The sequence below is a fragment of the Cellulosimicrobium sp. ES-005 genome (assembly GCF_040448685.1).
Lineage (GTDB): Bacteria > Actinomycetota > Actinomycetes > Actinomycetales > Cellulomonadaceae > Cellulosimicrobium > Cellulosimicrobium cellulans_G.
Genome location: NZ_CP159290.1, coordinates 588808 through 615252, shown reverse-complemented (window position 1 = coordinate 615252; position 26445 = coordinate 588808). Strand labels below are relative to the sequence as shown.

Here is a 26445-nt window from a genome sequence, read left to right as displayed (position 1 = left end):
GCGACTCCCAGACCGCGGGAGGACACTGGAGGACATGAGCACCACGCCTGAGGCACGCCTCGTCGTCGTCGACGACGAGCCGAACATCCGCGAGCTGCTGGCCACGTCCCTGCGCTTCGCCGGGTTCGAGGTGCACGCCGCCGCGGACGGGCAGAGCGCCCTGCGGCTCGTGCGGGACGTCGACCCCGACCTCGTCGTGCTCGACGTCATGCTCCCGGACATGGACGGGTTCACCGTCACGCGGCGCCTGCGCGAGAAGGGGCAGCACACGCCCGTCGTCTTCCTCACCGCGAAGGACGACACGCGGGACAAGATCACCGGCCTCACCGTCGGCGGCGACGACTACGTGACGAAGCCCTTCAGCCTGGAGGAGGTCGTGGCGCGCATCCGCGCGGTGCTGCGCCGCACGCACGCCGAGCCCGTCGAGGACGCGGTGCTGCGGTTCGCCGACCTGGAGATGGACGAGGACTCGCACGAGGTCCGCCGCGCGGGCATCGACGTCGACCTGTCCCCCACGGAGTTCAAGCTCCTGCGCTACCTCATGCTCAACGCGGGCCGCGTGCTCTCGAAGGCGCAGATCCTCGACCACGTGTGGCAGTACGACTGGGGCGGCGACGCGAACATCGTCGAGTCGTACATCTCGTACCTGCGCCGCAAGATCGACAACCTCACCGTCCCCGGTCCGGACGGCGAGCCCGTCGCCCTCCCGCCGCTCATCCACACCAAGCGCGGCGTGGGCTACCTGCTGCGCCAGCCGCCGACGACGTCATGACGTCCGGCCCCGACCGCACGACGACGGGGTCCCGACCGGTCCCACCGCCCCCTCCCCCGCCCCCCGGGTCGCGCACGGCCCCAGCCGGCCCCGCGCCGTCGGGCACGGGCGACACCTCCGCGGCGGAGGCTCCCTCCTCTCCGGGCGACGGCGGCCCGACGGCGGAGCGCCCCTTCGGCCGACCCGTCCCCACCGAGGGGTGGGGCTGGTTCGCGCGCGTGCCGCTGCGCGCCCGGCTCGTCGCGATCACGGTGCTCCTGCTGGCCGCCGGGCTCGGGCTGGCGTCGGTGGTGACGACGACGGTCGTGTCGAGCTATCTGGTCGAGCAGGTCGACGACCAGCTCAACCGGACGGCGCAGGACCTCGCGAACGAGCCGTTCCAGAGCCTGCCCGGGACAGCCTCGACCATGCCCTCCGACTACTACGTGCTGTATCGGTTCGCGGACGGCTCCGAGGTCGAGCGCAAGACCGACGTCACCCTGCTCCGGTACGGGGTCCCCGACATCCCCGCGCTGTCGGAACCGGAGCTGCGAGCCCTCGACGGCGAACCGTTCACCGTGGATGCCACGACCTCGACTCTCGGGGTGGCCGTCCAGCCGACGCAGTGGCGGGTCATCGCCCTCACACGGCCAACCGAGGACGGCGCGGTGGAGAGCGCGTTCGTGGCGCTGCCGCTGACAGGCATCCACGAGACGGTGAAGATCCTGGGGCGCACGCTCGCCCTGTCCGCCCTGGGCATCGCGCTCGTCGGCGGCGCGATCGCCTTCCTGGCGGTGCACCGCTCGCTGCGCCCGCTGCGCGAGATCGAGGAGACGGCGGCGGACATCGCGGCGGGCGACCTGTCGCGGCGCGTGCGCCCCGCCCCGCCGACGACCGAGGTGGGCTCGCTGGCCGCGTCGCTCAACGCGATGCTCTCGCAGATCGAGGAGGCGTTCGCGGTCCAGGAGGCGTCCGAGGAGCGGATGCGGCGGTTCGTGTCCGACGCGAGCCACGAGCTGCGCACGCCGCTCGCGACGATCCGCGGCTACGGCGAGCTGTACCGGATGGGGGCGCTCGACACGCCCGACAAGGTCGACGACACGATGGGGCGCATCGAGGACTCGGCGACCCGCATGGGCACGCTCGTCAACGACCTGCTCGCGCTCGCGCGGCTCGACGAGGGTCGACCGCTGCGGCACGAGCCGGTGGACCTCGTGTCGCTCGCACGCGACTCCGCGCAGGACCTGCACGCGCTCGACCCGACCCGGGACGTCCGCCTGGTCGGCCTGTCGGCCGGTGCGCAGGCTCCGGACGCGCTGCGCGTGGTCGGCGACGAGGACCGCCTGCGCCAGGTGCTCGCGAACCTCGTCGGGAACGTCGCGCGCCACACGCCCGCGGGGACGCCGGTCGAGATCGCGCTGGGCACCGTCCGCCCCGCGACGCCCCCCGACGACGTGCCGGACGGCGCCCGCGACACGGTCGCCGTGCTCGAGGTGCGCGACCACGGCCCGGGCGTCCCCGACGAGCAGCGCGGCCGGGTGTTCGAGCGGTTCTACCGCGCGGACTCCTCGCGCAACCGCGCCTCGGGCGGCTCGGGCCTGGGCCTGGCCATCGTCGCCGCGATCGTGGGCGCGCACCGGGGGCGCGTGTCGGTGCGTGAGACGACGGGCGGCGGCCTCACCGTCCGCGTGGACCTCCCGCTCGCCTCCTGACGGACGCGCACCCCGTCCCACCTGCGGGTCTGCCCCGGTCCGCACGACGTGACGCGCGGAGGTCGTCGCCGCGGTCCCGAGCCGGCGCCGAGTGCGGCTACGATGGCGGGTCGTCCCGCGAGACCTAGGCTGGTCGTGAGGCCGCGCGGCGACGCGGGGGCCTCCGCGCCAGGTGCCCACCTGGTGACGACGACCTCCGTCATCTCCTCGTGTCCGTCGAAGTGTCCGTCGAAGAAGGCGAAAGTTCATGGGCGTCTACAGCGCCGACGCACCGCAGTGGTTCCTCTCCTCGTTCGTCCGCAGCGCCCGCGGCGCAGGGGCGACCGCCCCGGACGACGAGGTCCGCGCCGTCGGGCAGGGGCTGCTCGACCGCTGGGACCAGCCGGACCGCCACTTCCACAACCGGCGGCACCTCGCCGACGTGCTCGGCCGGGTCGACGAGCTCTCCGAGGAGACCCACGACCCCGACCTGGTGCGGCTCGCCGCCTGGTACCACGGCGCGATCTTCGACGCGAAGGGCCGTGCGACGTACGCGAACAAGGGCGGCGAGGACGAGTCCGCGAGCGCCACGCTCGCGACCGCCGAGCTCACGAGCCTGGGGGTCCCCGAGCCGGCGGTCCGCCGCGTCGCGTACCTCGTGAACGCCCTTGTGCGGCACGCGCCGGACGCGTCGGACTTCGACTGCGCGGTGCTGTGCGACGCCGACCTCGCGATGCTCGCCGCCGAGCCGCAGCGCTACAAGGAGTACCTCAAGGACGTGCGCGACGAGTACGCGCACATCCCGAAGCCCGACTACGTGCGGGCCCGGATCGCGATCCTCACGAAGCTGCTCGACCGCCGCTCGCTCTTCTCGAGCCCGCTCGGCGCGGCGTGGGAGGAGCCCGCGCGGCAGAACCTCGACGCGGAGCTGCAGCGGCTGCGCAAGGAGCAGCGCAAGCTGGCAGAGGCGTCGACGCCGTCCACAGGCCCCGCCTCCTGACCCGTCGTCCACAGGGACGCCGTCGCTGCCCGCAGCGCCCGGCGTCTCCTGGTTAGCGTCGTCGTCGCCCGGCGCGTGTCGGGCACAGGACGGTCCGCGGGCCGACGAGACGACGGAGACGACATGAGCAGGTACGAGGTCGACAGCGCACGGGTGGCCCAGGCGAGCGCGGCGGTGAACGGGTCGGTGACCGCGATCCGGGCCGAGGTCGGCGCCATGATGCGCCACCTCACCGACCTGCAGGCGTCGTGGCGCGGCGGGGCGGCGACGTCGTTCACGGGCGTGATGACGCAGTGGCAGACCACGCAGAACCACGTCGAGCTCGCGCTCGACGACATCACGGCGGCGCTCGGCGCGGCCGCCCAGACGTACGCGGACGCCGAGTCGCGGGCCGCGCGGCTCTTCACGACGCGTTAGGCGCCGGCGCGCCGGCGGCGTGTCAGGTGTCGAGGTCGACGACGGCGAGAGGGTCGCCGGCGCGCACGTGGTCGCCGGGGCGCACCACGACGTCGAGGACGTGGCCGTCGGACGGGGACAGCACGGGCAGCTCGAGCTTCATCGCCTCGAGGACGACCACGGGCGTGCCCTCGGTGACGCGTCGCCCCGGCGGCGTCTCCACGCGCCACACCACCCCGCCCAGCGGTGCGCGCAGGACGGTGCGCGACGGGTCGTCGAGGTCGGCGGAGGCACCAGCGGCGTCGCGCGCGCCGGCGGACGCGCGTCCGCCGCGCGCGGTCGCGCGGGCGGCCGACCCGACGAGCTCCCCCGCCTCGGCCCAGGCCGCGGCCTCGCGCCCGAACGCGGCGCGCCGCGCCGCCACGACCGCCGCGATGTCGTCCGCCTCCCGGGCGAGGAGCGCGGCGTGCTCGCGACCGGAGAAGACGCCGTCCTCCACCGGGACCTCGAGGACCCCCGCGCGGGCCGCCGCGCGTCGTTCGGCGAGCTCGGCCGGGTCGACCGGCTCCCACACGATCCGGTCGAAGTACCGGAAGAGCCACGGGACGCCCGGGCGGAACGGCGGCCGCTGGGTGTGCGCCGACCAGACGGGGATCGTCCGGCCGACGAGCTGGTAGCCCCCGGGACTCGCCATGCCGTACACGCACAGGAACGCGCCCCCGAGCCCGACGGCGTCGGACGGGGTCCACGTGCGAGCGGGGGTGTACTTGGACGTGAGCAGGCGGTGCCGGGGGTCGACCGGCACGGCGAGCGGGGCGCCGAGGTACACGTCGCCGAGGCCGAGCACGAGGTACTCGGCGTCGAGGACGGTGCGCCGCACGTCGTCGACGGTCGCGAGCCCGTTGGCCCGCCGGACGAAGTCGACGTTGGACGGCAGCCACGGCGCGTCGGACCGGACCCCGGCCGCGTACCGCTCGACGGCGTCGCGGATCGCGGGGTCCTCCCAGCTCAGCGGAAGCCGGAGCACGCGGCTCGGGACCTCGATCGCGTCGCTGCGGGGCAGGCCCTGCTCCAGCTCGCGCAGCAGCCCCACCAGGGTCGGTACGGGCAGGGTGTCCGGGTCGACGTGCACGTGGAGCGTGCGGACCCCCGGCGTCACGTCGAGCAGCCCCCGGGGGGCCTCTGCCTCGAGCCCCTGCGCGAGCGCGTGGACGCGCAGCCGGTCGTGCAGGTCGAGCCCGGAGCCGCCGTCGTACTCGACGAGCACCGCGTCGTCGGCGCCACGCAGGTAGCGGACGGCCGGCCGGCCGCCGACGCGTGGCGCCGGGTCCGGTGCCGCCGGGACGTCGTCCCCGCGGAACGCGTCGGCGTCACGCCCCCGCACGGCACGCACGTCGGTCGGGACGCGCGCCGCCGCGCGGGCGGCGTCGTCTCGACGCAGCCGGTCGGCGCCGTCGTCGTGGACGGTCACGAACCGCACGACGTCTCCCGGGCGCATCTGCCCGAGCTTCCACCGGGAGCCCGCGACGACGGTGAGCGCGCACACGAAGCCGCCGAGGCTCGGCCCGTCCGGTCCGAGCAGGATCGGCGTGTCCCCGCTGATGTTCAGCGCACCCACCGAGTACGGGTTGTCGAGCACGGTGGACGGGTGGAGCCCCGCGTCCCCGCCGTCGGGCCGCACCCACGTCAGCGGCGGACCCGCGAGCCGGACGCCGGTCCGGTCCGCGTGCGGCAGGACGCGCCACCACGACGTCCGCAGCCGGCCCAGCGCCGCCGCCGTGAGCGCCGCGGACTGCGGTCCCGTCGTCACGGCGAGCTCCCACGAGTGGCCCATCCGAGGGCGGTCGCCGGTCGGCACGGGGCCCGGCCCGTGCGTCGTCCCCGGACGACGGCCACCGGTCGCCGCGGGCAGCGCACCGGTGGCCCCGGCGTGGCGCCCCGCAGCGGGTCCTGTATGCCTCGCGAGCGCGGCGCCGTCCGCCGGGGTCAGCACGTCCCCCGCCCCGAGCGCGCGCCCGGCCTGGCCGCCGACGGCGCCGAGGACGAACGTCGCCGCCGACCCGAGATACGCCGGGACGTCCAGCCCGCCCCTGACGAGCACGTAGGTCCGCAGCCCGACGCCGTGCGGCGCGCCGACGGCGAGCACGCCGCTCGCCGGGATCACGACCGGCTCCCACTGCCGGACGCGCGCACCGTCGACCGTGACGGGCGCCGGCGCGCCGGTGACGCACACCGTGGCCTCGTGGGAGAACCGGAGGGTCGGGCCGGCCAGGGTGCACTCGAGCCCGGCCGCGCCCTCGGGGTTGCCGAGCGCGCGGTTCCCGGCGCGGAAGGACAGGTCGTCCATCGGTCCCGACGGCGGGATCCCCACGCCCCAGTAGCCCGTGCGTCCCGGCCAGTCCTGGACCGTCGTGAGGACTCCCGGGTCGAGCACGTCGATCCAGGGTGCGGGGTCCCGCACCGTGGCGAGGGTCGCCGTGGTCGCCGTGCCCGCGACCACGGCAGGGTCCGCGAGCGCCGCGCGCAGCAGCGACACGTTCGTCGGGACGCCGTCGACGCGCACGTCGCCCAGCGCGTCGCTCAGCCCCGCGACCGCGGCCTCGTGCGACACGGCGCGCACGACCACCTTCGCGACCAACGGGTCGGCGTGCGGACCGAGCTCGTCGCCCACGCTCGCGCCGGTCTCGACCCGGACCGCGCGCCGCCGGTCCGCGGTGGTGCCGCCGTCGTCCGTCGCCGCGCGCCCGGCCGGGAGGTCGAGCCGCGCGAGCGTGCCCGCGACGGGTCGGCCGTGCCGCACGTCCTCGGCGTAGACGCGCGCCTGCGCCGCCGCCCCCCGGACCGCGGGTCCCGACGGCGGCACGTCGTCGAGCACGGTCGTGTCGCCGAGGGCGAGGCGCAGCATCCAGCCCATCAGGTCGACACCGGTGACCTCCTCGGTCACGGTGTGCTCGACCTGGATCCGCGGGTTCACCTCGAGGAACGTGACCTCGCCGGAACCGACGTCGAGCAGCGCCTCCAGCGTCGCGGCGGAGCGCAGCCCGACGCGCGCCGCGAGGCGACGTGCGCCGTCGTGCAGGGCCCTGCGGACGCCGGGGTCGAGTCCGGGCGCGGGCGCGACCTCGACGACCTTCTGGTGGCGGCGCTGGAGCGAGCAGTCCCGGTCTCCGAGCGAGACCACACGACCCGCGCCGTCGCCGAAGAGCTGCACCTCGAGATGCCGCGCCCGGTCGACGTGGCGCTCGACGAACAACCGCCCGGACGACCCCGGGCGCGACGACTCCCGCCGCCACGCCGCGGCGAGCGCCTCCGCGTCGCGGCACACGTGCACGCCCGTCCCGCCCCCGCCGCCCGCGTCCTTGAGCACGAGCGGGAAGCCGATCTCCTGCGCCCAGCCGAGCGCGTCCTCCAGCCCGCCCAGCACCGGCGACCCGGGCAGCACCCGGAGGCCGCACTCCTGCGCGAGCACCCGGGCGCGCGCCTTGTCGCCGAGGACGCGGAGCTGCTCGGGCGTCGGCCCCGCGAACGCCACGCCCGCCGCCTCGACCGCTGCGGCGAAGTCGGCGTCCTCCGCGCGGAACCCGTAGCCCGGGTGCAGGAGGTCCGCGCCCGCGGCGAGCGCCGCGTCGAGCAGCCGGCGACCGTCGTCGTAGGACTCGGCGACCGGAGCGGGACCGATCCGCACCGCCTGGTCCGCGAGCCGGACGTGGCGGGCGCCGCGGTCCGCGTCGGAGTGCACGGCGACGGTGCGCAGCCCGAGCCCCCGCGCGCTGCGCAGCACGCGGCAGGCGATCTCGCCGCGGTTCGCGACGAGCAGCGTGGCGGCCATCGCCCTCCCCGGGCCGGTGCGCGGACGAGGCCGCGCCTCGCCGTCGGACAGAACGGCCCCAGCCTAGAACCCGTCCGTGCCGCCCGGGCGTCGTCCGCACGACGTCAGGTCACCACGCCCGAACAGGCGACCCGGCAGGCCGAACAGGCGATCCCGGCGCGTCGGCCGCGCAGGAGGAGCCCGGACCACCTGTTCGGCGCAGGGCCCTCAGACCGCGAGGGCCATGCGGGAGAGGGCTCGGGCCGCTCGTTCCATGACGACGGCGAGCGACTCGCCCACGTGCAGGTGGAGCGCGGTGCGGGCCTCGGGGAGGCGGTCGGCGAGCGCGAGCTCGAGGATCTCGATGTGCTCGTCGATGGTGATCCGGATGCGCTCGGACTCGACGAAGTCGTACATGCGCACCGCGCGCACCTTCTCGTTGACCTCGACGAGCGCCTCGGTCAGCCGCTCGTTCCCCGCGGCCCGGGACAGCACGGTGTGGAAGCGCTCGTCGAGGAGCACGAAGCTCGGGTCGGGCTCGGGCGGCGCGGCGCGCAGCTCGACCCACCGGGCGAGCTCGTCGCGCAGCGCGTCGGCGTCGTAGCGCAGCTCGGTGTTCTCGATGATGCGCTCGACCCCGCGCAGCTCGAGCGTCACGCGCAGCTCGTAGAGGTCGCGCAGCTCGGCGAGGCTGGGCACGACGACGGCGTACCCGAAGTCGGTGCGCTGGATGAGCCCGTCGGACAGGAGCCGGGACAACGCCTCGCGCACCGGGGTGCGCGACACCTCGAACCGCCGGCTCAGCTTGGGCTCGGTGAGCCGCTCGCGCGGGTCGACCCGGCCGTTGAGGATCTCCGCGCGGAGCCGTGTGTAGACGGCGTCGCGCAGCGAGGTCGCTGCCGGTTCCGGCGCGGTCACGATGTCCATGCGGCGTCTCCTGGTCGTCCGGCCCGTGCGTCGTGCTCCTGCCCTGCCTCCATCCTCTCGCACCGCGCCGCCCCGTCCGGCCGTCGCGCGGCACGCGACCGGTCGACGCCGCCCGGACCGTCACACCGCCATCGCGGCACGGACGCTCTCCTCGGCGGCCTCGCCGCCGGACCCCCGGCTCGTCACGCGCCCGGACTGCAGGACGACGTAGTCGCGCGCGGCGCCGAGCGCGAACCCGACGTGCTGCTCGACCAGCAGCACCGACAGGCCGCCCGCGTCGGTGAGCGTGAGGATCGCGTCCTCGATCTCGGTGACGACGGACGGCTGGATGCCCTCGGTCGGCTCGTCGAGCACGAGCACGCGCGGGCCGGTGACGAGGGCGCGCGCTATCGCGAGCTGCTGCCGCTGCCCGCCGGACAGGAGCCCGGCCCGTCGGCCGAGGAGCCCGCGCAGCGCCGGGAACAGGTCGAGCGCCTCGTCGAGGCGTCGCGGCCCCTCGCGCGACGTGTCGGCGACGAGCTGGAGGTTCTCGCGCGCCGTGAGGTCGCCGAACGACTGCTGCCCCTGCGGCACGTACGCGAGACCGCGCCGCACCCGCTGGTAGGTGGGCAGCCGGGTGACGTCCTCGCCGTCGAGCACGACGCGCCCCGACCGGGCCTTGAGCAGCCCGAGCGCGGTCCGCAGCAGCGTCGTCTTGCCGGCGCCGTTGTGCCCCAGCACGGCGGCGACACCGCCCGTCGGCACCGCGAGGTCGACGCCGTGCAGCACCATCGTCCGGCCGTAGCCCGCGTGCAGGCCCGTGAGCTCGAGCATCACGCCTCCTTCTCGTCGGTCGTCGGGGCCGCCGACGTGGGCGCCGCGCCCCGCCGTCGGGCACCGCGGGTCGCGCCCGCGCTGCCGAGGTAGACCTCCTGCACGCGTGGGTCGGCCTGCACCTCGGCGTACGTGCCCTCGGCGAGCACCTGCCCGAGGTGCAGCACCGTCACCGAGGACGCGAACGCCCGGAGGAACTCCATGTCGTGCTCGACGACGACGACCGTCCGCTGGGCGCCGATCCGTTGCAGCAGCTCCCCGGTCTGCTCGCGCTCGGCCTGGCTCATGCCCGCGACGGGCTCGTCGAGCAGCAGCAGGCGAGCGTCCTGGACGAGCAGCATCCCGATCTCGAGCCACTGCTTCTGCCCGTGCGCGAGGATCCCGGCCTGGACGTCGCGCAGATGCGCGAGGCCCACGGTCTCGAGCGCCTGCTCGACGGCCTCGGGCGTCGACGTCCGACGCCGCAGGAGCGCGAGCGGCCCGCGGCCCGCCCCCGCGGCGATGTCGAGGTTCTGGAGCACGCTGAGCTCCTCGAACACGCTCGCCGTCTGGAACGTCCGCCCGACGCCGGCCCGCGCGATGCGGTGCGTCTTCTTGCCGAGCAGGTCGACCCCGCCGAACTGCACCGACCCCGACGCCGCGGCGAGGCCCGTGATCGCGTCGACGATCGTCGTCTTGCCCGCGCCGTTGGGCCCGATGAGGAACCGGAGGTCCCCCGCGGTGACGGTGAGGTCGACGCCCTGGACGGCGACGAACCCGTCGAACTCGACGCGCAGGTCGCGCACCTCGAGGTAGTCGTGCCGGAAGCGCGAGTCGTCGACGCCGAGGACGGACTGCGCCGCCTCGAGGTCGAGCCCGTCGCCCGCGACGCCGGTCTCGAGGACGGCGCCCGCCTCGGGCGCCGGCGCCGTGCCCGACGCCGGTCCGGTGGGTTGCGTGGTCATGCGGTCCTCCCGGAGGTGGCGGGGTCATGGTCGACGGCGGTCGGCGCCTCGGCCGTCGGGTCACCAGGGTCCGGCTCGCCCGGGCGGCCCCCGGCCGGGGTGCCGCCGTCTGCCGGGGCGGGTGCGCCGCCGTCGGGCACGGTGCCGCGGCGCGAGCGGCGCCACCGCGTGACCAGCTCGGCGAGCCCGCCGGGCAGGAACGCGACGACGACGATGAAGAGCGCGCCCTGCGCGTAGATCCAGCCGGACGGGAACGCCTCGGAGAGGCTCGTCTGCGCCCAGCTCACGGCGATCGACCCGAGCACCGGGCCGAGCAGGGTGGCCCGGCCGCCGATCGCGACGCCGACGAGGAACCCGATCGACGGGACGACGCCCACGTCGGCGGGCGAGATGATGCCGACGATCGGGACGAACAGGGCGCCGCCCACGGCGGCCATGAACGCGGCGACGGCGTACGCGACGACCTTGACCTTCGCGGGGTCGTAGCCGAGGAACCGGACGCGGTTCTCCTGGTCGCGCACGGCGACGAGCAGCTCGCCGTACCGCGACACCATGAGCTGGCGCGCGATCGCGACCATGACGAGCAGGGCGCCCGCGGCGAGGAAGAAGAGCATGCGCTTGTTCACCGGGTCCGCGAGGTCGTACCCGAAGAACGACCGGAACCCGTTGAGGCCGTTGGTGCCACCCGTCGTCGCCTGCTGGCCGATGAGCAGGATCGCGAACGCCGCCGCGAGCGCCTGGGAGAGGATCGCGAAGTACGCGCCGCGCACGCGCCGCGTGAAGACGGCGAACCCGAGCAGCGCCGCGAGACCGGCAGGCACGATCGCGATGGCGAGGATCGTCACGACCGGCGACCGGAACGGCTCCCACCAGCCCGGCACCTCGCCCGAGCCGTACAGCATCATGAAGTCCGGCACGCCACCGGATCCCTCGACCGGCCCGGCGTCGGCGAGCTTGAGGTGCATCGCCATGAGGTAGGCGCCGAGGCCGAAGAACACGCCCTGCCCGAGCGTGAGCATTCCCCCGCGGCCCCACGCGAGGCCGATGCCGACGGCAACCATCGCGAGGCACAGGAACTTGCCGAGCAGGCCGAGCCGGAACGTGGAGAGCGTCGCGGGCGCGACGGCGAACAGCAGGACCGCGGCGACGGCGAACCCGACGATCACGCGGGCGCGTGACGAGCGGTACAGGGCGGAGAGCCGCGACGGGCTCTCGGTGGTGACGGCGCTCATGCGAGGCTCCTCGTCCGGACCGACACGAGGCCCTGGGGTCGCACCTGGAGGAAGACGACGATGACGACGAACACGAGCACCTTGGCGATGCTCGCCGTCGTCGAGTACTCGAAGGTCGCCTGGAGCAGCCCGAGCGCGAACGCCGCGATGACCGTGCCCTTGATCTGCCCGATGCCGCCCGCGACGACGACGAGGAACGCGTCGACGATGTAGCTCGTGCCGAGCGTGGGGCCGATGGACCCGAGGAGCGTGAGCGCGACCCCCGCGATGCCGGCGAGACCGGACCCGATGAAGAACGTCAGGCGGTCCGTCGTCCGTGTGGAGACGCCGCTCGCCTCGGCGAGGTCGCGGTTCTGCACGACGGCGCGGATCCGCCGCCCGAGCGGCGTCACCTTGAGCACGACGGCGAGAGCGACGACCGCGACGACCGCGAGCGCGAGGATGAAGAGGCGCGTCTTGGGCACGGCCAGGCCGAACAGGTCGACGGCGCCGCTCAGCCAGGCCGGGGCGCGCACGTCGACGTTCGGAGCGCCGAACACGTCGCGCGCGACCTGCTGCAGCACGAGCGCGACGCCCCACGTGACGAGGAGCGTGTCGAGCGGCCGCTTGTACATGCGGTGGATGAGCGTCGCCTCGAGCAGGAGGCCGAGCAGACCGCCGACGAGGAACCCGAGCGGCAGCGACACGAGCAGCGAGACGCCGGCGTTGCCGACGACCCCCTGCACGACGAACGCCGTGTAGGCGCCCGCCATCATGAACTCGCCGTGCGCCATGTTGATCACGCCCATCTGGCCGAACGTGAGCGCCAGCCCGAGGGCGGCGAGGAGCAGGACCGAGCCGAGGCTCAGCCCCGCGAAGAGCTGCGAGAACAGCACATCCATGGGCGTCGTGCCTTCCGGTGGGTGCGTAGCAGGACGGGTGACGTGACCGCCGAGGTGGGGGCCGGGGGTGTGCGTGCCGGGTCGTGGCGGGACTGGCGGGAGCCCGCGAGGAACGAGCGGGCGGATGGTAGACCCGGCACGCACACCCCCGGTCCCCGCCGGACTCAGCGGGTCGGGAGCGACGAAGTCGTCAGGAGAGGCCCTCGGCCCAGTCGTAGCCCTCGAGGTACGGGTCGGGCTCGATCGGCTCGCCCGAGCTCCACTCGGTGTAGATGAGGCCGTCGGGGCCGATCTTGCCGATGAGGGCGGTCTTGGCGATGTGGTGGTTGTCGCCGTTCACGGTGACGGAGCCCTCCGGCGCGTCGAACGTGACGCCGTCCGCGGCCTCCTGGACGTCGGCGACGTCGAACGACTCCGCCTTCTCGACCATGCCCTTCCACAGGTAGAGCGACGTGTACGCCGCCTCCATCGGGTCGGACGTCACGCGGTCGGCGCCGTACTCGGCCTGGAACGCCTCGACGAACGTCGCGTTCTCCGGGCTGTCGATGGTCTGGTAGTAGTTCCAGGCCGTGAGCTGGCCCTCGACGTTCTCGACGCCGACGCCGCCCACCTCCTCCTCCGCGATCGACACCGACACGACGGGCATGGTGTCCGGGCCCAGGCCCGCGTTCTTGTACTCCTTGAAGAACGCGACGTTGGAGTCGCCGTTGAGCGTGTTGAACACGGCGTCCGCCCTGGCGGACTTCACCTTGTTGACGATCGTGGAGAAGTCGGTGTGGCCGAGCGGCGCGTACTCCTCGCCGAGGACCTCGATGCCGTTCGCCTCCGCGTAGGCGTTGATGATCTTGTTCGCCGTGCGCGGGAAGACGTAGTCGGAGCCGACGAGGAAGATCGAGGTGACCCCCTGCTCCTTGAGGTAGTCGAGCGCGGGGACGATCTGCTGGTTGGTCGTGGCGCCGGTGTAGAAGATGTTCGGCGACGACTCGAGGCCCTCGTACTGGACCGGGTAGAAGAGCAGCGAGTCCTGCGCCTCGAAGACGGGGAGCATCGCCTTGCGCGACGCGGACGTCCAGCCGCCGAACACCGCGGCGACGCAGTCGCTCGTGATGAGCTTCTCCGCCTTCTCGGCGAAGACCGTGGGCTCGGACTGGCCGTCCTCCTGGACGATCTCGAGCTGCTTGCCGAGCACGCCGCCGTCGGCGTTGATCTCCTCCGCCGCGAGGGCGAGGGAGTCGGCGACGGTCTGCTCGGAGATCGCCATGGTGCCGGACAGCGAGTTGAGGAAGCCGATCTTGACGGTGTCGCCGGAGGTGTCGACGCAGCTCTCGGCGGCGCTGGTCGCGGCGCCCGCTCCGTCGCCGGTCTCCGTCCTCGCGCCGCACGCGGTGAGCGTGAGCGCGAGGGCGACGAGAGCGGCAGCCGGGGCGAGACGGGTCGTGGCGCGTGAAGGTGTCACGAGAGTCCTTTCAGCGAGGGTCGCACAGCGGAGTTCTCCGCAGGTTTCTCAGCAGGGGGCCGGCGGCCGCCGGGCAGGCGGTCGCTCGCCGCGAGCACCGGGTACAGGCATGTATACGCTGCTGTGCCCGTAGCGGTGCCCACTGATGTCGACGCTAGTGACGCCGTGTTTCGGCCGATCTGCCCGTCCTGTTAACGGCACGTGTCACACGGTCACGATCCGGTCACGCGCCCGGGAACGTCTCTCGAGGCAGACTCCCCGGTCGGCCGAGGTAGAGCCCCGGTCAGCCGAGGTAGAACCTGGGTCTGCCGAGGTAGAGCCGTGGTCGTGGAGCGTTCTCGAACCTCGTCTCTACCTCGCGGGACCGGAGCTCTACCTCGCGACTACGCTCGCCCCGTGCTGCTCCGATCCGCCGAGCCCGACGACGCCACGCGTCTCGCGTTCGTGCACCACACCGTGTGGCGCGCGACCTACGCCGACCTCGTGCCCGACTCGTTCTGGCAGACCGCCACCCTCGAGGAACGCACCTCGTCGTGGAAGCGCCGGCTCGGGCCGGAGGCTCCGCCTGGCCGAAGCCGGATCATCGTCGCGGAGGTGGACGACGCGGTGGTCGGGTTCGGCATCGGCGGCCCGTCGCGGGAAGTCGGCGGCCACGCGCCTGTGCGGGACGTCGAGCTGTACGCGCTGTAGGTGCTGCCCGAGCACCACGGGACGGGGACGGGACAGGCCCTGCTCGACGTCGTCGTGCCGCCCGGGCCGGCACAGGTCTGGGTGGCCGAGGAGAACCCGCGCGCGCGGCGCTTCTACGCGCGCAACGGGTTCGAGCCCGACGGGCCTCGGCACGCCGACACCCGCTTCGGCGGGATCGTCGAGATCCGGTTGGTCCGGTAGGGCGAGGCCGAGGAGCGGCAGCGCGGGGGCGTCAGGTGCAGCCTGCTCATCAACCGACGCCGACCAGGGCTCTCCCTCGGCCGACCAGGGCTCTACCTCGGCCGACCAGGGCTCTCCCTCGGTGGTCTTCCGCGGGTGCGCACGCTCGTCAGGCGGCCGGTCCGGTCGCCGCGCGGCGGGTGGTCGCGTGCAGGGCGGTGGCGAGGAGCCCGGCCGTGAGCGCGACGACGAGGGCCACGCCGACGAGGCCCGCGACGCCGACGAAGATCCCGCCGGCCTCGCCGTAGTCGGCGAGCGGCATCCCCGCGAACGCGTGGTCGCGCGCCGCGTCGGCGAAGCCGACCGACGCGGCCGTCGCCTCGAGGCCGTCCGGCGTGGCCGCCGCGAACGACGACACGACGACCGCGGCGAGCAGCGCGCCCGAGCCGAGCGCGAGGACGGCGCGGCGCAGCGCGCCGGCGGGTGCCGCCGCGAGCGACCCGACAGGACGAGGCGAGACCGCTGCACCCGGCGAGGCCGCGGCGTCGGGCACGACGGCGCGGCTCGCCGCGGAGCGCGCCACGCCCTCGACCGCCGCGGCTCCCGGGGCGACGGCGAGCACGAGCCCGACGACGCCCGCCGTGATGAGCGCCTCGCCGAGCCCGATCACCGCGTGCACGGAGAGCATCTGGCCGACGAGCTCGCCCACCGGGACCGGCACCGTCCCGCCGACGGCGAACAGCCCGGCGAACACCGCCGCGGACACGGGGACGCTCACGAGCGCCCCGACGCCCGCGGCACCGGCCGCGCCCCGGCCGCGCGTCAGCCGCAGCACCCCGCGGGTCATCGCCCAGCCGACGAGGGTCCCGACCACCGCCATGAGCAGCACGTTCGTCCCCAGCGCGGTGAGACCGCCGTCCGCGAAGACGAGGGACTGGACGAGCAGCACGAGCGTCACGGACAGCACGCCGAGCCACGGCCCGACGAGCGCGGCGGCGAGCGCCCCGCCCATGAGGTGCCCGCTCGTGCCCGCCGCGACGGGGTAGTTGAGCATCTGGACGGCGAAGACGAACCCGGTCGTCGCCGCCGTGAGGGCGATGCGGCGCGGGGTGAGGTCCTCGCGCGCCCGGTACGCGGCGTAGCCGACGGCGGCGAGGGAGACGACGGCGGTCGTCGCCGACGTGGGGTCGTTCAGGAAGTGGTCGGGGACGTGCATGTCAGGCTCCTGTCGTCAGCAGTGTCGTGCGGGGGTCGGTGTGGTCGGTGTCCACGGGTGCGGCGACGCTCGGGGACGGCGTCGCGTCGCGTGGCGGGCCGGCGAGGTCGGCCCGGGCCGCCCGGGCCGCCGTCGTCCAGGCCGCCACGACGACGTCGATGCCGGCGTCGTGGGTGCTCGCGCCGAGGTGGCGGGCGACCGCGCCGGGTCCGTCGAGGTCGAGCCGCAGAGGCCCGAAGGGTGCGGACGTCCGCGGCGGTGGACGGCGAGGCGTGGTCTCCTCGGGGACCGAGGCGGGCGCGGGCGGCCGGGTGCCGAGGCACAGCACCGAGTCGACGACGCGAGCGTCGCCGAGGATCCCGGGCAGTGCGCGGTCGTCGCCGAGGTCGAGGTCCTCGACGAAGAGCTCGCGCACGTGCTCCGGCCCTGCCGGGTCGTTCTGCCATGGGGGTCCCGACCCCTCCGGCGCCGCCGACTCACCGGTCCCGCCGACACCACCGGATGTCCGGGTGGCACCCGGCGCCGACACGTCGACGCGCGTGCGCGAGCGCAGCCGCCCTCCTGCTTCTCCGGAGCGGCCCAGGACGAGCGTCTCGCGCAGCAGCGCGGCGCCCCCTGCACCGTGCGCGTCGCCCGCGGCGAGCGTCACGCGCGTGGAGCGCGCGACGTCGGCCCCGTCCGCGACGACGAACGGCAGCGCGTCCCACACGAGGAGGCCGCGGGCGTCGACCCGCACGTCGACCTCCCACGACGCCGACCGGCCGCGCCCGGCGTACGCGACGGTGCCCGACACCTCGACGAGCTCGAGCTCGACGCCCTCCCCCACGTGCACCTCGACCCGCACGTGGTCGCCCCCGAGGAGCAGCGCGCGCGTCGCGACGAGCGCGACCCGGGCCACGCCGCGCCCCGCGGACAGGACGCGCGGGCTCAGCGCGCCGGGACGCAGGTCGCACCGCACGCGACCCGCCTCCCGGTACGCGCCGACGCGCGTCACGTCGTCCATCGGCGCCTCGCCGCCGCGCCTCAGTCGCGCCCGGCGGCGGCCACCGGCTCGGCCGCGGCGCCGTCGTGCTCGTCGGCGTGGGAGTGGTCGTGCGCGTGCGCCGCGTCGCCCTCCTCGTGCGTGTGGAGGAACCCGTTGCCGTCCTCGTCCGCGTGGAAGTGGGGCGCCATCGGCCCCGGGTCCTGCGGCACGTGCGCGCCCGCGCGGTGCGCGGCGAGCAGCGTCTGCACCCACGTGGTGAGCGCGTCGATCGACTCGCGGTCGAGGCGCGAGAGGGCGAGCACCGGGGCGCCGTCGCGCGCGGCCGTCGCGTCGAGGACCATCCGCGGCACGTCGACGCCCACGTAGGGCGCGAGGTCCGTCTTGTTGACGACGAGCAGGTCGGCCCGCGCGATGCCGGGGCCGCCCTTGCGGGCGACGTCCCCGCCGCCCGCCACGTCGAGCACGAAGATCTGCGCGTCGACGAGCGCGGGCGAGAACGTGGCGGTGAGGTTGTCGCCGCCCGACTCGACGAGCACGACGTCGAGCGGCGCGAAGTCCTCCTCGAGGTCCTCGACCGCGAGCAGGTTGGCGGTCACGTCGTCGCGGATCGCGGTGTGCGGGCACGCTCCGGTCTCGACGGCGCGGATGCGCTCCGGGTCGAGCACGCCCGCCGAGCGCAGGAAGCGCGCGTCCTCGTCGGTGTAGATGTCGTTGGTGATGACGCCGAGCTGCAGCACGCCGGACAGCTCGCGGCACAGGAGCGCGATGAGCGAGCTCTTTCCCGTGCCGACGGGTCCGGCGACGCCGAGGCGCAGCGAGCGGGTGTCGGGAGTGGTCTCAGGCAGGATGTCAGGCACTGAACAGCCTCTCGGTGGTGCGGGAGTGGAGCTCGGCCCACTGCTCGACGAGCGGTGCGCCGTGCGCGGGGATCGCGCGGGGGTCGGTCAGGTCGGCCACGGCGCGGGCGAGCGCGTCGATCACGGGCTGGGCGGCGACGACCCAGCCGGTCGCGACGACCGGGTCGACGGGCTCGAGCTTGAGCGTCGCCGCGGCGACGGTCTGCACGTCCTCGTACCCGACGAGGCGCGCGACCTGCCGCGCGGACAGCCCCGCGCACGCGGCCGTCACGCCGAGCACCACGGGTCGTGGGGGTTGCGGCGCCCTGCGGCCCGTCGTCGCCCGGCCGCCCGGGTCTGCTCCGCCGCCCGGCACCGCTCGCGTGGCCGACGTGGCGCCCGCGCCCGGGTCCGACACCCCGTCGGCACGTCGCGCGTCGGCGACCAGCACCGCCGCCTCGTCCAGCGCGACGACGGCCGGATGCCCCTCCCACAGCCGGCGCAGGAGCCGGAGGTAGCCGCGGCCGAGCCGTCGCGACGTCTCACGGAGCGCGGACGACGGCGTCCGGGCCGTCCAGGCGAGCCACGTGTCGGCGAGACCGCGCGACGCCGACGCGACGCCGTCGGGCACCCCGGCGGACGACGCGCCGCCCGCGGGGGGCGACCCCGCGCCGTCGGGCACAGGACCGGCCGCGAGCGCGACGTGCCGCGCGACGACCGCCGTGGCCGCCTCGACGCGCGTGACCGTGGCGAGGCGCGCGCGCACGTAGTCGGGAACCTGCGCCGCGGGCATGCCCGCCCGCAGCGCGGGCTCGAGGCCCGCGGACTGCGTGTGCCCGCCGGTCGGCAGGCGCGCGTCCGCGAGCAGCGCGAGCATGAGCTCCGCGCGCCCCTCCCCGTCGACCTCCGGCATCGCGCTCATGGCTAGAACAGCGAGTAGAGCTGCGCGAGGGGCAGCCGGTCGGCGGGGGCGGGGACGACGAGCTCGCCGTCGACCTCGATCGCGAAGGACTCGGGGTCGATCTCGATCTGCGGCAGGTAGTCGTTGTTCTTCATCTGCGCCTTGCCGACGTCGCGCGTGTCCGCGACCGGGAGGAGCTGCCGGGCGAGCCCGAGCCGCTCCTCCAGGCCGTCGTCGAGCGCGGCGGGCGAGACGAACGACATCGACACGTCGGCGCCGATCGCGTCGGCGAGCGCCGGACGCATGAGCACGGGCTGCGGCGACGGGATGGACGCGTTGGGGTCGCCGAGCGCGCCCCACACGAGCGCGCCGCCCTTCATGACGACGCTCGGGCGGACACCGAAGAGCTTGGGCTCCCACAGCACGAGGTCCGCGACCTTGCCCGGCTCGACCGATCCCACGTACGCGTCGATCCCGTGCGCGACCGCGGGGTTGATCGTGTACTTCGCGACGTAGCGCCGGGCGCGCAGGTTGTCGGCCGGGAGCTCGGGCCCGCGCGCGCCGCCGGGGTGCGCGCCGCGCCGGGCCTTCATGACGTGCGCGACCTGCCACGTGCGCGTGACCACCTCGCCGATGCGGCCCATGGCCTGCGCGTCGGACGACGTGATGGACATGGCGCCGAGGTCGTGGAGCACGTCCTCGGCCGCGATGGTGGTGCCGCGGATGCGCGACTCGGCGAACGCGAGGTCCTCCGCGACGTGCGGGTTGAGGTGGTGGCAGACCATGAGCATGTCGAGGTGCTCGGCGACCGTGTTGACCGTGTGCGGGAGGGTCGGGTTCGTCGAGCCGGGGATGACGTTCGGGTGGCTCGCGACGGTGAGGATGTCGGGCGCGTGGCCACCGCCCGCGCCCTCGGCGTGGAACGCGTGGATCGAGCGTCCGCCGATCGCGCGCAGCGTCGACTCGACGAACCCGGCCTCGTTGAGCGAGTCGGAGTGCAGCGCGACCTGGAGCCCCCAGTCCTCGGCGGCGCGCAGAGCGGCGTCGATCGCGGCCGGGGTCGAGCCCCAGTCCTCGTGCACCTTGTAGCCGCCCGCGCCGGCCATGGCCTGCTCGCGCAGGCTCTCGGCGCTCACCGTGTTGCCCTTGCCGAGCAGCAGGACGTTCACGGGGAGCCGGTCCAGCGCGCGGTGGATCGCCTCGAGGTGCCAGGCGCCGGGCGTGACCGTCGTGGCCTTCGTGCCCTCGCTCGGCCCGGTCCCGCCGCCCGCGACGGTCGTGATGCCCGTCGCGAGCGCCTCGACCACCTGGGACGGCGAGATGAGGTGCACGTGCGAGTCGATGCCGCCCGCGGTGAGGATCTTGCCCTCGCCGCTCACGACGTCGGTCGACGGGCCGATGTGCAGGTCCGGGTGGACGCCGTCCGCGACGTCGGGGTTGCCCGCGCGGCCGAGCGCGACGATCCGCCCGTCCCGGATCCCGACGTCGGCCTTGACGATCCCCCACCAGTCCAGCACGACGGCGTTCGTCACCACCGTGTCGAGCGCGCCCTCGGCGCGGGTCGTGGTTCCCTGCGCCATCGACTCGCGGATCGACTTGCCACCGCCGAAGACGGCCTCCTCGCCCCCGAACGTGCGGTCCTCCTCGACCTCGATCCACAGGTCGGTGTCGCCGAGGCGCACCTGGTCCCCCGTCGTCGGCCCGTACAGCGCGACATAACGCTCGCGCGAGATCGCGACCATGAATCAGTCCTCCTCGGAAGTGCCCCGCCCGCCGAACCCTGGATCTCTCCCCACGTCTGCGGGGTCCTGGGGAGCGACCCCGGGTTCGGCAGGTTTGGTCGGGTGGTCCAGGGCGCCGCCGTCGGGCTTGCCGCGCTGGAGGCCGGGCACGCGTCGTCGGCCCCGGAGGGCGACGGCCTCGACCTCCGCGGACGCGCCGGGCTCGAAGCGGCGTGACGTGCCGGACGGGACGTCGAGCCGGAACCCGTGCGCGGCGGCACGGTCGAAGGAGAGCGCGGCGTTGGCGTCGGGGAGGTGCAGGTGGGAGCCGATCTGGACCGGGCGGTCTCCGGTGTTCGTCACGACCAGCGTCACCCGCTCGTCGTCGGTGCGGTCGGCGTTGAGCACCACCGGCACGCCCTCGGTGCCGCGCTTGAGCCGGACCGCGCCCGGGCCGCTCGTACGGATGCCTGCCATGTGTCGCCTCGCTCTCGCTGAGCCTCGTGCGTGCGCCGGACCGGTCCGGCTCAGGCGATCGGCTGGTGGATGGTGACGAGCTTGCGCCCGTCGGGGAAGGTCGCCTCGACCTGGACGTCGGGCAGCATCTCCGCGACGCCCTCCATCACCTCGTCGCGCCCGAGCACCTCGCGCCCGGCGACCATGAGCTCCTCGACGCCCGCCCCCTCGCGTGCGCGCTCGATCACCCACGTGGTGAGCAGGGCGACGGTCTCGGGGTAGTTGAGCAGCACGCCGCGGTCGCGGCGGTCGCGCGCGACCATGCCCGCGACGGCGAGCAGCAGCTTCTCGGTGTCCGCGGGCGTCAGGTGCATGGCGGCGATCCTGCCGGGCGTTCGTTTCCGGCGTGTATACACGGCGTTATACGTGCGTGTACCGCGACTCCCCCGGGCCTGGCGGCGACGGGAGGAGGACTCCCGCGGGCACGACGAAGGCCGCCAACCGGGCGAACCCGGCCGACGGCCTTCGATGTCCTGCGGCCTCCCGGACCAGCCGGGAGAGGGTCAGGCGTGGATCAGAAGTCCATGCCGCCCATGCCACCGTCGCCACCGGGGGCGGCCGGAGCCTTCTCCGGCTTGTCGGCGACGACGGCCTCGGTCGTGAGGAAGAGCGCCGCGATGGAGGCGGCGTTCTGCAGCGCGGAGCGCGTGACCTTGACCGGGTCGTTCACGCCGGCGGCGAGGAGGTCCTCGTACTCACCGGTCGCGGCGTTGAGGCCCTGGCCGGCGGGGAGGTTGCGCACCTTCTCCGCGACGACGCCGCCCTCGAGGCCCGCGTTGACGGCGATCTGCTTGAGCGGGGCGTCGATCGCGGCGCGCACGATCTGCGCACCGGTCGCCTCGTCGCCCTCGAGCTCGAGCTTCTCGAACGCCACGGCACCGGCCTGGATGAGCGCGACACCACCACCGGCGACGATGCCCTCCTCGACGGCCGCCTTCGCGTTGCGCACGGCGTCCTCGATGCGGTGCTTGCGCTCCTTGAGCTCGACCTCCGTCGCGGCACCCGCCTTGATGACGGCCACGCCGCCGGCGAGCTTCGCGAGGCGCTCCTGGAGCTTCTCGCGGTCGTAGTCGGAGTCCGACTTCTCGATCTCGCCACGGATCTGGTTGACGCGACCCTGGATCAGGTCGGCGTCGCCCGCACCCTCGACGATCGTGGTCTCGTCCTTGGTGACGACGACCTTGCGCGCCTGGCCGAGCAGGTCCAGCGTCGCGTTCTCGAGCTTGAGGCCCACCGTCTCGGTGATGACCTGGCCGCCGGTGAGGATCGCGATGTCCTGGAGCATGGCCTTGCGGCGGTCGCCGAAGCCCGGGGCCTTGACGGCGACGGACTTGAACGTGCCACGGATCTTGTTGAGCACCAGCGTCGCGAGCGCCTCGCCCTCGACGTCCTCGGCGATGATGAGGAGCGAGCGGCCGGCCTTCATGACCTGGTCGAGGACCGGGAGCAGGTCCTTCACGTTCGAGATCTTGGACTCGACGATGAGGACGTACGGGTCCTCGAGCACGGCCTCCTGGCGCTCGGGGTCCGTCTCGAAGTAGCGCGCGAGGAAGCCCTTGTCGAAGCGCATGCCCTCGGTGAGCTCGAGCTCGAGGCCGAACGTGTTCGACTCCTCGACCGTGATGACGCCCTCCTTGCCCACCTTGTCGAGGGCCTCGGCGATGAGCTCGCCGATCGCGGGGTCGCCGGCGGAGATGGCGGCCGTGGCGGCGATCTCCTCCTTGGTCTCGATGTCCTTCGCGGCGTTGAGCAGCTGCTCCGTCACCGCGTCGACGGCCTTCTCGATGCCGCGCTTGACGGCGATCGGGTTGGCGCCGGCCGCGACGACGCGCAGGCCCTCGCGCACGAGCGCCTGGGCGAGCACGGTCGCGGTGGTGGTGCCGTCACCCGCGACGTCGTCGGTCTTCTTGGCGACCTCCTTGACGAGCTCCGCACCGATCTTCTCGTACGGGTCCTCGAGCTCGATCTCCTTGGCGATGGAGACGCCGTCGTTCGTGATGGTCGGCGCGCCCCACTTCTTGTCGAGCACGACGTTGCGGCCCTTGGGGCCGAGGGTGACCTTGACGGTGTCGGCGAGGGCGTTGAGCCCGCGCTCCATGCTCCGACGAGCCTCCTCGTCGAAGGCGATGATCTTGGCCATGGGGAATGATCCTCCGCTGGTGGCGTATGGCGGTCGGCCGGCGCCCGCGACGGACGGCCCGCGACGGGCGGCGTTCATGTCACGCCGCCGGGGCGGGCCTCACCTGTCGACCTGGTGGGTTGCGCCGCAGCCGCGTGAGCGGCTGCCTGCGCTGGTCACTTCTGTCACTCTCATGACGAGAGTGCTAACGCCATTATTGGCACTCGCACCGTGCGAGTGCAAGACAGCCCGTCCGCGCCCGCCCCCGTATCGCGACGGGCGAAACCCACCGTGCCGCGCCGCCCCTTAGGATGCGCGGTGTGATCCGCGCAACACCGTCGTGGCGCCTCGCAGCAGCCCTGGCCGGCTTCGTGCTGGTCCCTGCCCTCGGCCTCACCGCCGCGACCGCCGTCGCGGCTCCGACGGGCGAGCACATCGACCTGTACCAGGACGGCGTCGCCGTCGCGGCCACCCCCGACGGCGGCACCGCGCTCCTGCGCCTCGCCCCCGGGGCCGCGGTGACGTACCTCCCCGGCAGCCGTGTGCTCGATCCCGCGGCGCTCGACCCTGTCGCGCTCGCCGACGGCATCGACCCCGCGGACGGCGAGGCGGACCGGCTCGCGCAGGTCGCCGGACCGCGGCTCGACGCGTCGGCGCTCCTGGACCCCGACCGGGCGCAGGACGCCGCCGCCGCGTCACGCGCCTGGCTCGCGTCCGGCGTCGTCCCCGGCGGGGACGGGCCGTTCGCCGCGCTCGGCGAGGCCGCGCTCCTGGACCTGCGCGCCCTCACCCTCGACGACGGCGCCGCGCTCGCCGCCGCCTCGCCCAAGTGGCGCTACGTGTGGCCGCGCGACGCGTCGTTCACGGCGGCGGCGTTCGCGCGCACCGGGCACGTCGACGACGCGCGGCGCGTCCTCGGCTTCCTCGCCCGCGTCCAGGAGGACGACGGGTCGTTCCACGCGCGCTACCTGCCCGACGGCTCGGGCGTGCCCGACGACCGCGGCCTCCAGTCCGACGGCGTCGGCTGGGTCCTGTGGGCGGCCGACGTCGTGCTCGAGGAGACGCCCGCCGCCGAGCGGCGCGAGGTCGCCGCGGAGCTGCGGCCCCTCGTCGACGCCGCGACCGACCACGCGCTCTCGCTCGTCGACGGCGAGGACCCGCTGCCCCCGCCGTCGAGCGACTACTGGGAGGTCGAGCCGACGGCGCTCACCCTCGGCACCGCCGGCCCCCTGCTCGCCGGGCTCGAGGCCGCGGCCGACGTCTACGCCGCGGCGGGCGAGACGGGCCGGGCGACCGACGCGACGCTGGCCGCCGCGCGCCTGCGCATGGCCGTCGAGCGGTCGTTCGGGTCGCAGGGCTACCCGCGCCACGTGACGGGCGGCGCGCGGGACGCGTCGACCGCGTTCGTGCTGCCGCCGTTCCAGCCCGAGCCGCTCGCGGGCGCGGACGTCGCGTGGCGCGCGTCGGTCACCGAGATGCTGCGACCCGCGGGCGGCCTCGCGCCCGGGGCGGGCTGGCGCGAGGACGGCATCTCCTGGACGCCGCAGACGACGCTCTACGCGCTCGCCGCCGCGTCGTCGTCGGACCCGGAGGACCGGGCCGACGCCCGGGAGTGGCTCCGCTGGGTGGACGACCACCGCACCGCGTCCGGCGCGATCCCGGAGAAGGTCCTGGCGGACGGCTCCCCGGCCGCCGTCGCGCCGCTCTCCTGGAGCTCCGCGCTCGTCGTGCTCGCGCTCGTGGAGCTCGACACGACCACCGCCGACCCGGCGAGGTAGAGCCGAGGCCACCTGAGGTAGAGGCGTGGTCACCTGAGGTAGAGGCGTGGTCACCTGAGGGAGCGACGTGGCGTCGACCGCGAGCGCTACCTGGCGCCCACGTCCGCCGTCGGAGCCAGATCGGGCTCCGCGCGGACGTCGAACTCCCGGCGCAGCACGCGCCGCGCGGCGTACCAGCCGCCGAGCCCGTGCACGCCCGGCCCGGGGGGCGTCGACGCCGAGCACAGGTAGACGCCCTCCAGCCCGACGGCGTACGGGTCGAGCCGGGGGGTGGGGCGCGCGACCATCTGCCACATGCTCACCGCGCCACCCGCGATGTCGCCACCCACGTAGCTCTCGTCGTGCGCGGCCATCTCCGCCGCCGGCACGCACCGCGACGTGACGACGAGGTCCCGGACCCCCGGGGCGAACCGTTCGAGCTGACCGAGGACGTCCTCCGTCACGTCACGCGTCGATCCGGCGGGCACGTGCGCGTACGTCCACAACGGCCGCGCCCCGTCGACCTCGCGCGCGGGGTCGACGACGGTCGGGTCGCTCACGAGCACGACCGGCCGGGCCGCGTGCCGACCGGCCGCGACGTCCGCCTCGGCACGCGCCATCTCGGCAGGCGTCCCGCCGACGTGCACGGTCCCGGCACGCCCCACCTCGGGATCGGCCCACGGGACCGGACCGGAGAGCACGAGGTCGACCTTCGCGGCCGCGTCGCCGTGCCGGAACCGCCGCAGGGCCCACTCCGCCCGGGGAGACAGACGGTCGCCGAACACCTCCGCGACGACGCCGGGCGTGGTGTCGAACACGTACGCCCGGGCCCGCGGCAGGTCCTGGATCGCACCGACGCGGTGGCCGGTCACGACCTCGCCGCCGTGCGCGCGCAGGTCGTCCAGGAGTGCCGCGACGATCGCGCCCGACCCGCCCCGCGGCAGCGGCCAGCCGCCCGGCGCGTGGCCGAGCGAGGCGAGCAGCAGCGCCGTGCCCGCGGCGGCCAGGGAGGGCAGCCGCGAGATGGCGTGCGCCGCGACCCCCGTGAGCAGCGCTCCCGCTTCCTCGGTGCGGAAGCGGCGCCCCCAGGCCGCGCTCCCCTGCTCGAGGACGGCGGCGCCGAACCGCGCGGCGACCGCGGCCCCGCCCGGCGTCAGCGCCCGCCCGGGGACGGAGCGCTTGTCGCCCAGGGCGAGCGCGACGACGTCGCGCCAGCCCTCCGCCAGCGGGCCGAGCAGCGCGCGCCAGGCGGCGCCGTCGACGCCGAGACGATCCACCGTGCGGTCGAGGTCGTGGTAGGCGATGCCCGCGCGGCCACCGTCGAGCGGCTGCGCGTACGACACCTCCGGCACGAGCAGCTCCACGCCGCGCGCGCCCAGGTCGAACGCCTCGAAGAACGGCGACGCCCACGCCATCGGGTGCACGGCCGAGCACACGTCGTGCACGACTCCGCCCGCGAGGCCGAGGTCGAGCGTGCGCGCGCCGCCACCGATCGTCGGCTGCGCCTCGAGGACGCGCACGGCGAGACCGGCGCGTGCGAGGGTCACGGCGGCGGCCAGCCCGTTGGGGCCCGAACCGACGACGACGGCGTCGAGGTTCTCCGTCACGCGACCCTCGTGAGCGGC

Annotated in this window: 23 protein-coding genes; 7 read left to right on the top strand and 16 right to left on the bottom strand. The window is 74.7% G+C overall.

Annotation, left to right across the window (positions count from 1 at the left end; all coding sequences use genetic code 11):
• Window positions 1-34: 34 nt before the first annotated feature.
• The 4 genes from ABRQ22_RS02720 (at window position 35) to ABRQ22_RS02705 (ending at window position 3859) form a co-directional block, all read left to right on the top strand.
• Window positions 35-772 (top strand): response regulator transcription factor, encoded by a 738-nt coding sequence (locus tag ABRQ22_RS02720; protein WP_253052672.1) that lies wholly within the window; start codon window positions 35-37, stop codon window positions 770-772.
• The gene (locus ABRQ22_RS02715; RefSeq protein ID WP_353708484.1) at window positions 769-2463 is read left to right on the top strand and encodes a HAMP domain-containing sensor histidine kinase; all 1695 of its coding nucleotides are present in this window, start codon (window positions 769-771) and stop codon (window positions 2461-2463) included. Before ABRQ22_RS02720 ends, ABRQ22_RS02715 begins: the two co-directional genes overlap by 4 nt.
• 247 nt (window positions 2464-2710) lie before the next feature.
• On the top strand, window positions 2711-3442 hold the full coding sequence (locus ABRQ22_RS02710) for a hypothetical protein (RefSeq protein WP_353708483.1): 732 nt from the start codon (window positions 2711-2713) through the stop codon (window positions 3440-3442).
• A gap of 123 nt (window positions 3443-3565) precedes the next feature.
• Window positions 3566-3859 (top strand): WXG100 family type VII secretion target, encoded by a 294-nt coding sequence (locus ABRQ22_RS02705; protein ID WP_353708482.1) that lies wholly within the window; start codon window positions 3566-3568, stop codon window positions 3857-3859.
• Between the two features lie 22 nt (window positions 3860-3881).
• Here the strand turns inward: ABRQ22_RS02705 and uca are convergent, their stop codons facing one another.
• The 7 genes from uca to urtA form a co-directional block, all read right to left on the bottom strand.
• Entirely contained in the window at window positions 3882-7667 is a 3786-nt protein-coding gene (uca, locus tag ABRQ22_RS02700) for an urea carboxylase (protein ID WP_353708481.1), read from the bottom strand.
• 207 nt (window positions 7668-7874) lie between these two features.
• Entirely contained in the window at window positions 7875-8573 is a 699-nt protein-coding gene (locus tag ABRQ22_RS02695; protein ID WP_155097874.1) for a GntR family transcriptional regulator, read from the bottom strand.
• A 120-nt stretch (window positions 8574-8693) separates the two neighbouring features.
• Entirely contained in the window at window positions 8694-9386 is a 693-nt protein-coding gene (urtE, locus tag ABRQ22_RS02690; protein ID WP_253052664.1) for an urea ABC transporter ATP-binding subunit UrtE, read from the bottom strand.
• Window positions 9386-10330 (bottom strand): urea ABC transporter ATP-binding protein UrtD, encoded by a 945-nt coding sequence (urtD, locus tag ABRQ22_RS02685; RefSeq protein WP_353708480.1) that lies wholly within the window; start codon window positions 10328-10330, stop codon window positions 9386-9388. The genes urtE and urtD overlap by 1 nt, the downstream gene beginning before the upstream one ends.
• Window positions 10327-11562, bottom strand: coding sequence for an urea ABC transporter permease subunit UrtC (urtC, locus tag ABRQ22_RS02680; protein WP_253052660.1), 1236 nt, complete (start codon window positions 11560-11562; stop codon window positions 10327-10329). The genes urtD and urtC overlap by 4 nt, the downstream gene beginning before the upstream one ends.
• Window positions 11559-12443 (bottom strand): urea ABC transporter permease subunit UrtB, encoded by an 885-nt coding sequence (urtB, locus tag ABRQ22_RS02675; protein ID WP_353708479.1) that lies wholly within the window; start codon window positions 12441-12443, stop codon window positions 11559-11561. Before urtB ends, urtC begins: the two co-directional genes overlap by 4 nt.
• 190 nt (window positions 12444-12633) lie before the next feature.
• Window positions 12634-13899: an urea ABC transporter substrate-binding protein gene (urtA, locus tag ABRQ22_RS02670; protein WP_353708478.1), complete on the bottom strand. Its 1266-nt coding sequence runs from the start codon at window positions 13897-13899 to the stop codon at window positions 12634-12636.
• Between the two features lie 396 nt (window positions 13900-14295).
• Here urtA and ABRQ22_RS02665 point away from each other — a divergent pair, with 396 nt between their 5' ends.
• Together ABRQ22_RS02665 and ABRQ22_RS02660 are read left to right on the top strand one after the other, a co-directional pair.
• Window positions 14296-14589: a hypothetical protein gene (locus ABRQ22_RS02665; RefSeq protein ID WP_353708477.1), complete on the top strand. Its 294-nt coding sequence runs from the start codon at window positions 14296-14298 to the stop codon at window positions 14587-14589.
• Entirely contained in the window at window positions 14590-14790 is a 201-nt protein-coding gene (locus tag ABRQ22_RS02660; protein ID WP_353708476.1) for a GNAT family N-acetyltransferase, read from the top strand.
• Between the two features lie 148 nt (window positions 14791-14938).
• On the opposite strand, the gene ABRQ22_RS02655 is transcribed toward ABRQ22_RS02660, so the two are convergent.
• From ABRQ22_RS02655 to groL, 8 genes are all read right to left on the bottom strand, one after another.
• Window positions 14939-15985, bottom strand: coding sequence for an energy-coupling factor ABC transporter permease (locus tag ABRQ22_RS02655; RefSeq protein WP_353708475.1), 1047 nt, complete (start codon window positions 15983-15985; stop codon window positions 14939-14941).
• A gap of 1 nt (window position 15986) precedes the next feature.
• Window positions 15987-16988 (bottom strand): urease accessory protein UreD, encoded by a 1002-nt coding sequence (locus tag ABRQ22_RS02650; RefSeq protein WP_353708474.1) that lies wholly within the window; start codon window positions 16986-16988, stop codon window positions 15987-15989.
• 20 nt (window positions 16989-17008) lie between these two features.
• Window positions 17009-17815, bottom strand: coding sequence for an urease accessory protein UreG (ureG, locus tag ABRQ22_RS02645; protein ID WP_253053650.1), 807 nt, complete (start codon window positions 17813-17815; stop codon window positions 17009-17011).
• Between the two features lie 4 nt (window positions 17816-17819).
• Entirely contained in the window at window positions 17820-18728 is a 909-nt protein-coding gene (locus tag ABRQ22_RS02640) for an urease accessory UreF family protein (protein WP_353708473.1), read from the bottom strand.
• 2 nt (window positions 18729-18730) lie between these two features.
• Entirely contained in the window at window positions 18731-20449 is a 1719-nt protein-coding gene (locus ABRQ22_RS02635) for an urease subunit alpha (RefSeq protein ID WP_353708472.1), read from the bottom strand.
• Between the two features lie 3 nt (window positions 20450-20452).
• Window positions 20453-20905 carry an urease subunit beta gene (ureB, locus tag ABRQ22_RS02630; protein ID WP_353708471.1) on the bottom strand — a complete coding sequence of 151 codons (453 nt, stop codon included), beginning with the start codon at window positions 20903-20905 and terminating at the stop codon, window positions 20453-20455.
• 50 nt (window positions 20906-20955) lie between these two features.
• Window positions 20956-21258 carry an urease subunit gamma gene (locus tag ABRQ22_RS02625; protein WP_253052644.1) on the bottom strand — a complete coding sequence of 101 codons (303 nt, stop codon included), beginning with the start codon at window positions 21256-21258 and terminating at the stop codon, window positions 20956-20958.
• Between the two features lie 200 nt (window positions 21259-21458).
• Window positions 21459-23084, bottom strand: a complete 1626-nt coding sequence (gene groL, locus ABRQ22_RS02620) for a chaperonin GroEL (protein WP_253052642.1) — start codon at window positions 23082-23084, stop codon at window positions 21459-21461.
• A 299-nt stretch (window positions 23085-23383) separates the two neighbouring features.
• On the opposite strand from groL, the gene ABRQ22_RS02615 reads away from it, so the two are divergent.
• Window positions 23384-24841 carry a glycoside hydrolase family 15 gene (locus ABRQ22_RS02615; RefSeq protein WP_353708470.1) on the top strand — a complete coding sequence of 486 codons (1458 nt, stop codon included), beginning with the start codon at window positions 23384-23386 and terminating at the stop codon, window positions 24839-24841.
• A gap of 86 nt (window positions 24842-24927) precedes the next feature.
• Here the strand turns inward: ABRQ22_RS02615 and ABRQ22_RS02610 are convergent, their stop codons facing one another.
• Complete coding sequence (locus ABRQ22_RS02610) at window positions 24928-26427, bottom strand: NAD(P)/FAD-dependent oxidoreductase (RefSeq protein WP_353708469.1); 1500 nt, start codon at window positions 26425-26427, stop codon at window positions 24928-24930.
• Between the last annotated feature and the right edge of the window lie 18 nt (window positions 26428-26445).

Excerpts from the sequence above, each read along its gene's own strand:
- ABRQ22_RS02655 (WP_353708475.1), bottom strand. The coding sequence starts at position 15,985 with ATGCACGTCCCCGACCACTTCCTGAACGACCCCACGTCGGCGACGACC.
- groL (WP_253052642.1), bottom strand. The coding sequence starts at position 23,084 with ATGGCCAAGATCATCGCCTTCGACGAGGAGGCTCGTCGGAGCATGGAG.
- ureB (WP_353708471.1), bottom strand. The coding sequence starts at position 20,905 with ATGGCAGGCATCCGTACGAGCGGCCCGGGCGCGGTCCGGCTCAAGCGC.
- urtE (WP_253052664.1), bottom strand. The coding sequence starts at position 9,386 with ATGCTCGAGCTCACGGGCCTGCACGCGGGCTACGGCCGGACGATGGTG.
- urtC (WP_253052660.1), bottom strand. The coding sequence starts at position 11,562 with ATGAGCGCCGTCACCACCGAGAGCCCGTCGCGGCTCTCCGCCCTGTAC.
- uca (WP_353708481.1), bottom strand. The coding sequence starts at position 7,667 with ATGGCCGCCACGCTGCTCGTCGCGAACCGCGGCGAGATCGCCTGCCGC.
- ABRQ22_RS02715 (WP_353708484.1), top strand. The coding sequence starts at position 769 with ATGACGTCCGGCCCCGACCGCACGACGACGGGGTCCCGACCGGTCCCA.
- ABRQ22_RS02710 (WP_353708483.1), top strand. The coding sequence starts at position 2,711 with ATGGGCGTCTACAGCGCCGACGCACCGCAGTGGTTCCTCTCCTCGTTC.
- ABRQ22_RS02695 (WP_155097874.1), bottom strand. The coding sequence starts at position 8,573 with ATGGACATCGTGACCGCGCCGGAACCGGCAGCGACCTCGCTGCGCGAC.
- ABRQ22_RS02625 (WP_253052644.1), bottom strand. The coding sequence starts at position 21,258 with ATGCACCTGACGCCCGCGGACACCGAGAAGCTGCTGCTCGCCGTCGCG.
- ABRQ22_RS02635 (WP_353708472.1), bottom strand. The coding sequence starts at position 20,449 with ATGGTCGCGATCTCGCGCGAGCGTTATGTCGCGCTGTACGGGCCGACG.
- urtD (WP_353708480.1), bottom strand. The coding sequence starts at position 10,330 with ATGACCACGCAACCCACCGGACCGGCGTCGGGCACGGCGCCGGCGCCC.
- ABRQ22_RS02720 (WP_253052672.1), top strand. The coding sequence starts at position 35 with ATGAGCACCACGCCTGAGGCACGCCTCGTCGTCGTCGACGACGAGCCG.
- ABRQ22_RS02650 (WP_353708474.1), bottom strand. The coding sequence starts at position 16,988 with ATGGACGACGTGACGCGCGTCGGCGCGTACCGGGAGGCGGGTCGCGTG.
- ABRQ22_RS02705 (WP_353708482.1), top strand. The coding sequence starts at position 3,566 with ATGAGCAGGTACGAGGTCGACAGCGCACGGGTGGCCCAGGCGAGCGCG.
- ABRQ22_RS02640 (WP_353708473.1), bottom strand. The coding sequence starts at position 18,728 with ATGAGCGCGATGCCGGAGGTCGACGGGGAGGGGCGCGCGGAGCTCATG.
- urtB (WP_353708479.1), bottom strand. The coding sequence starts at position 12,443 with ATGGATGTGCTGTTCTCGCAGCTCTTCGCGGGGCTGAGCCTCGGCTCG.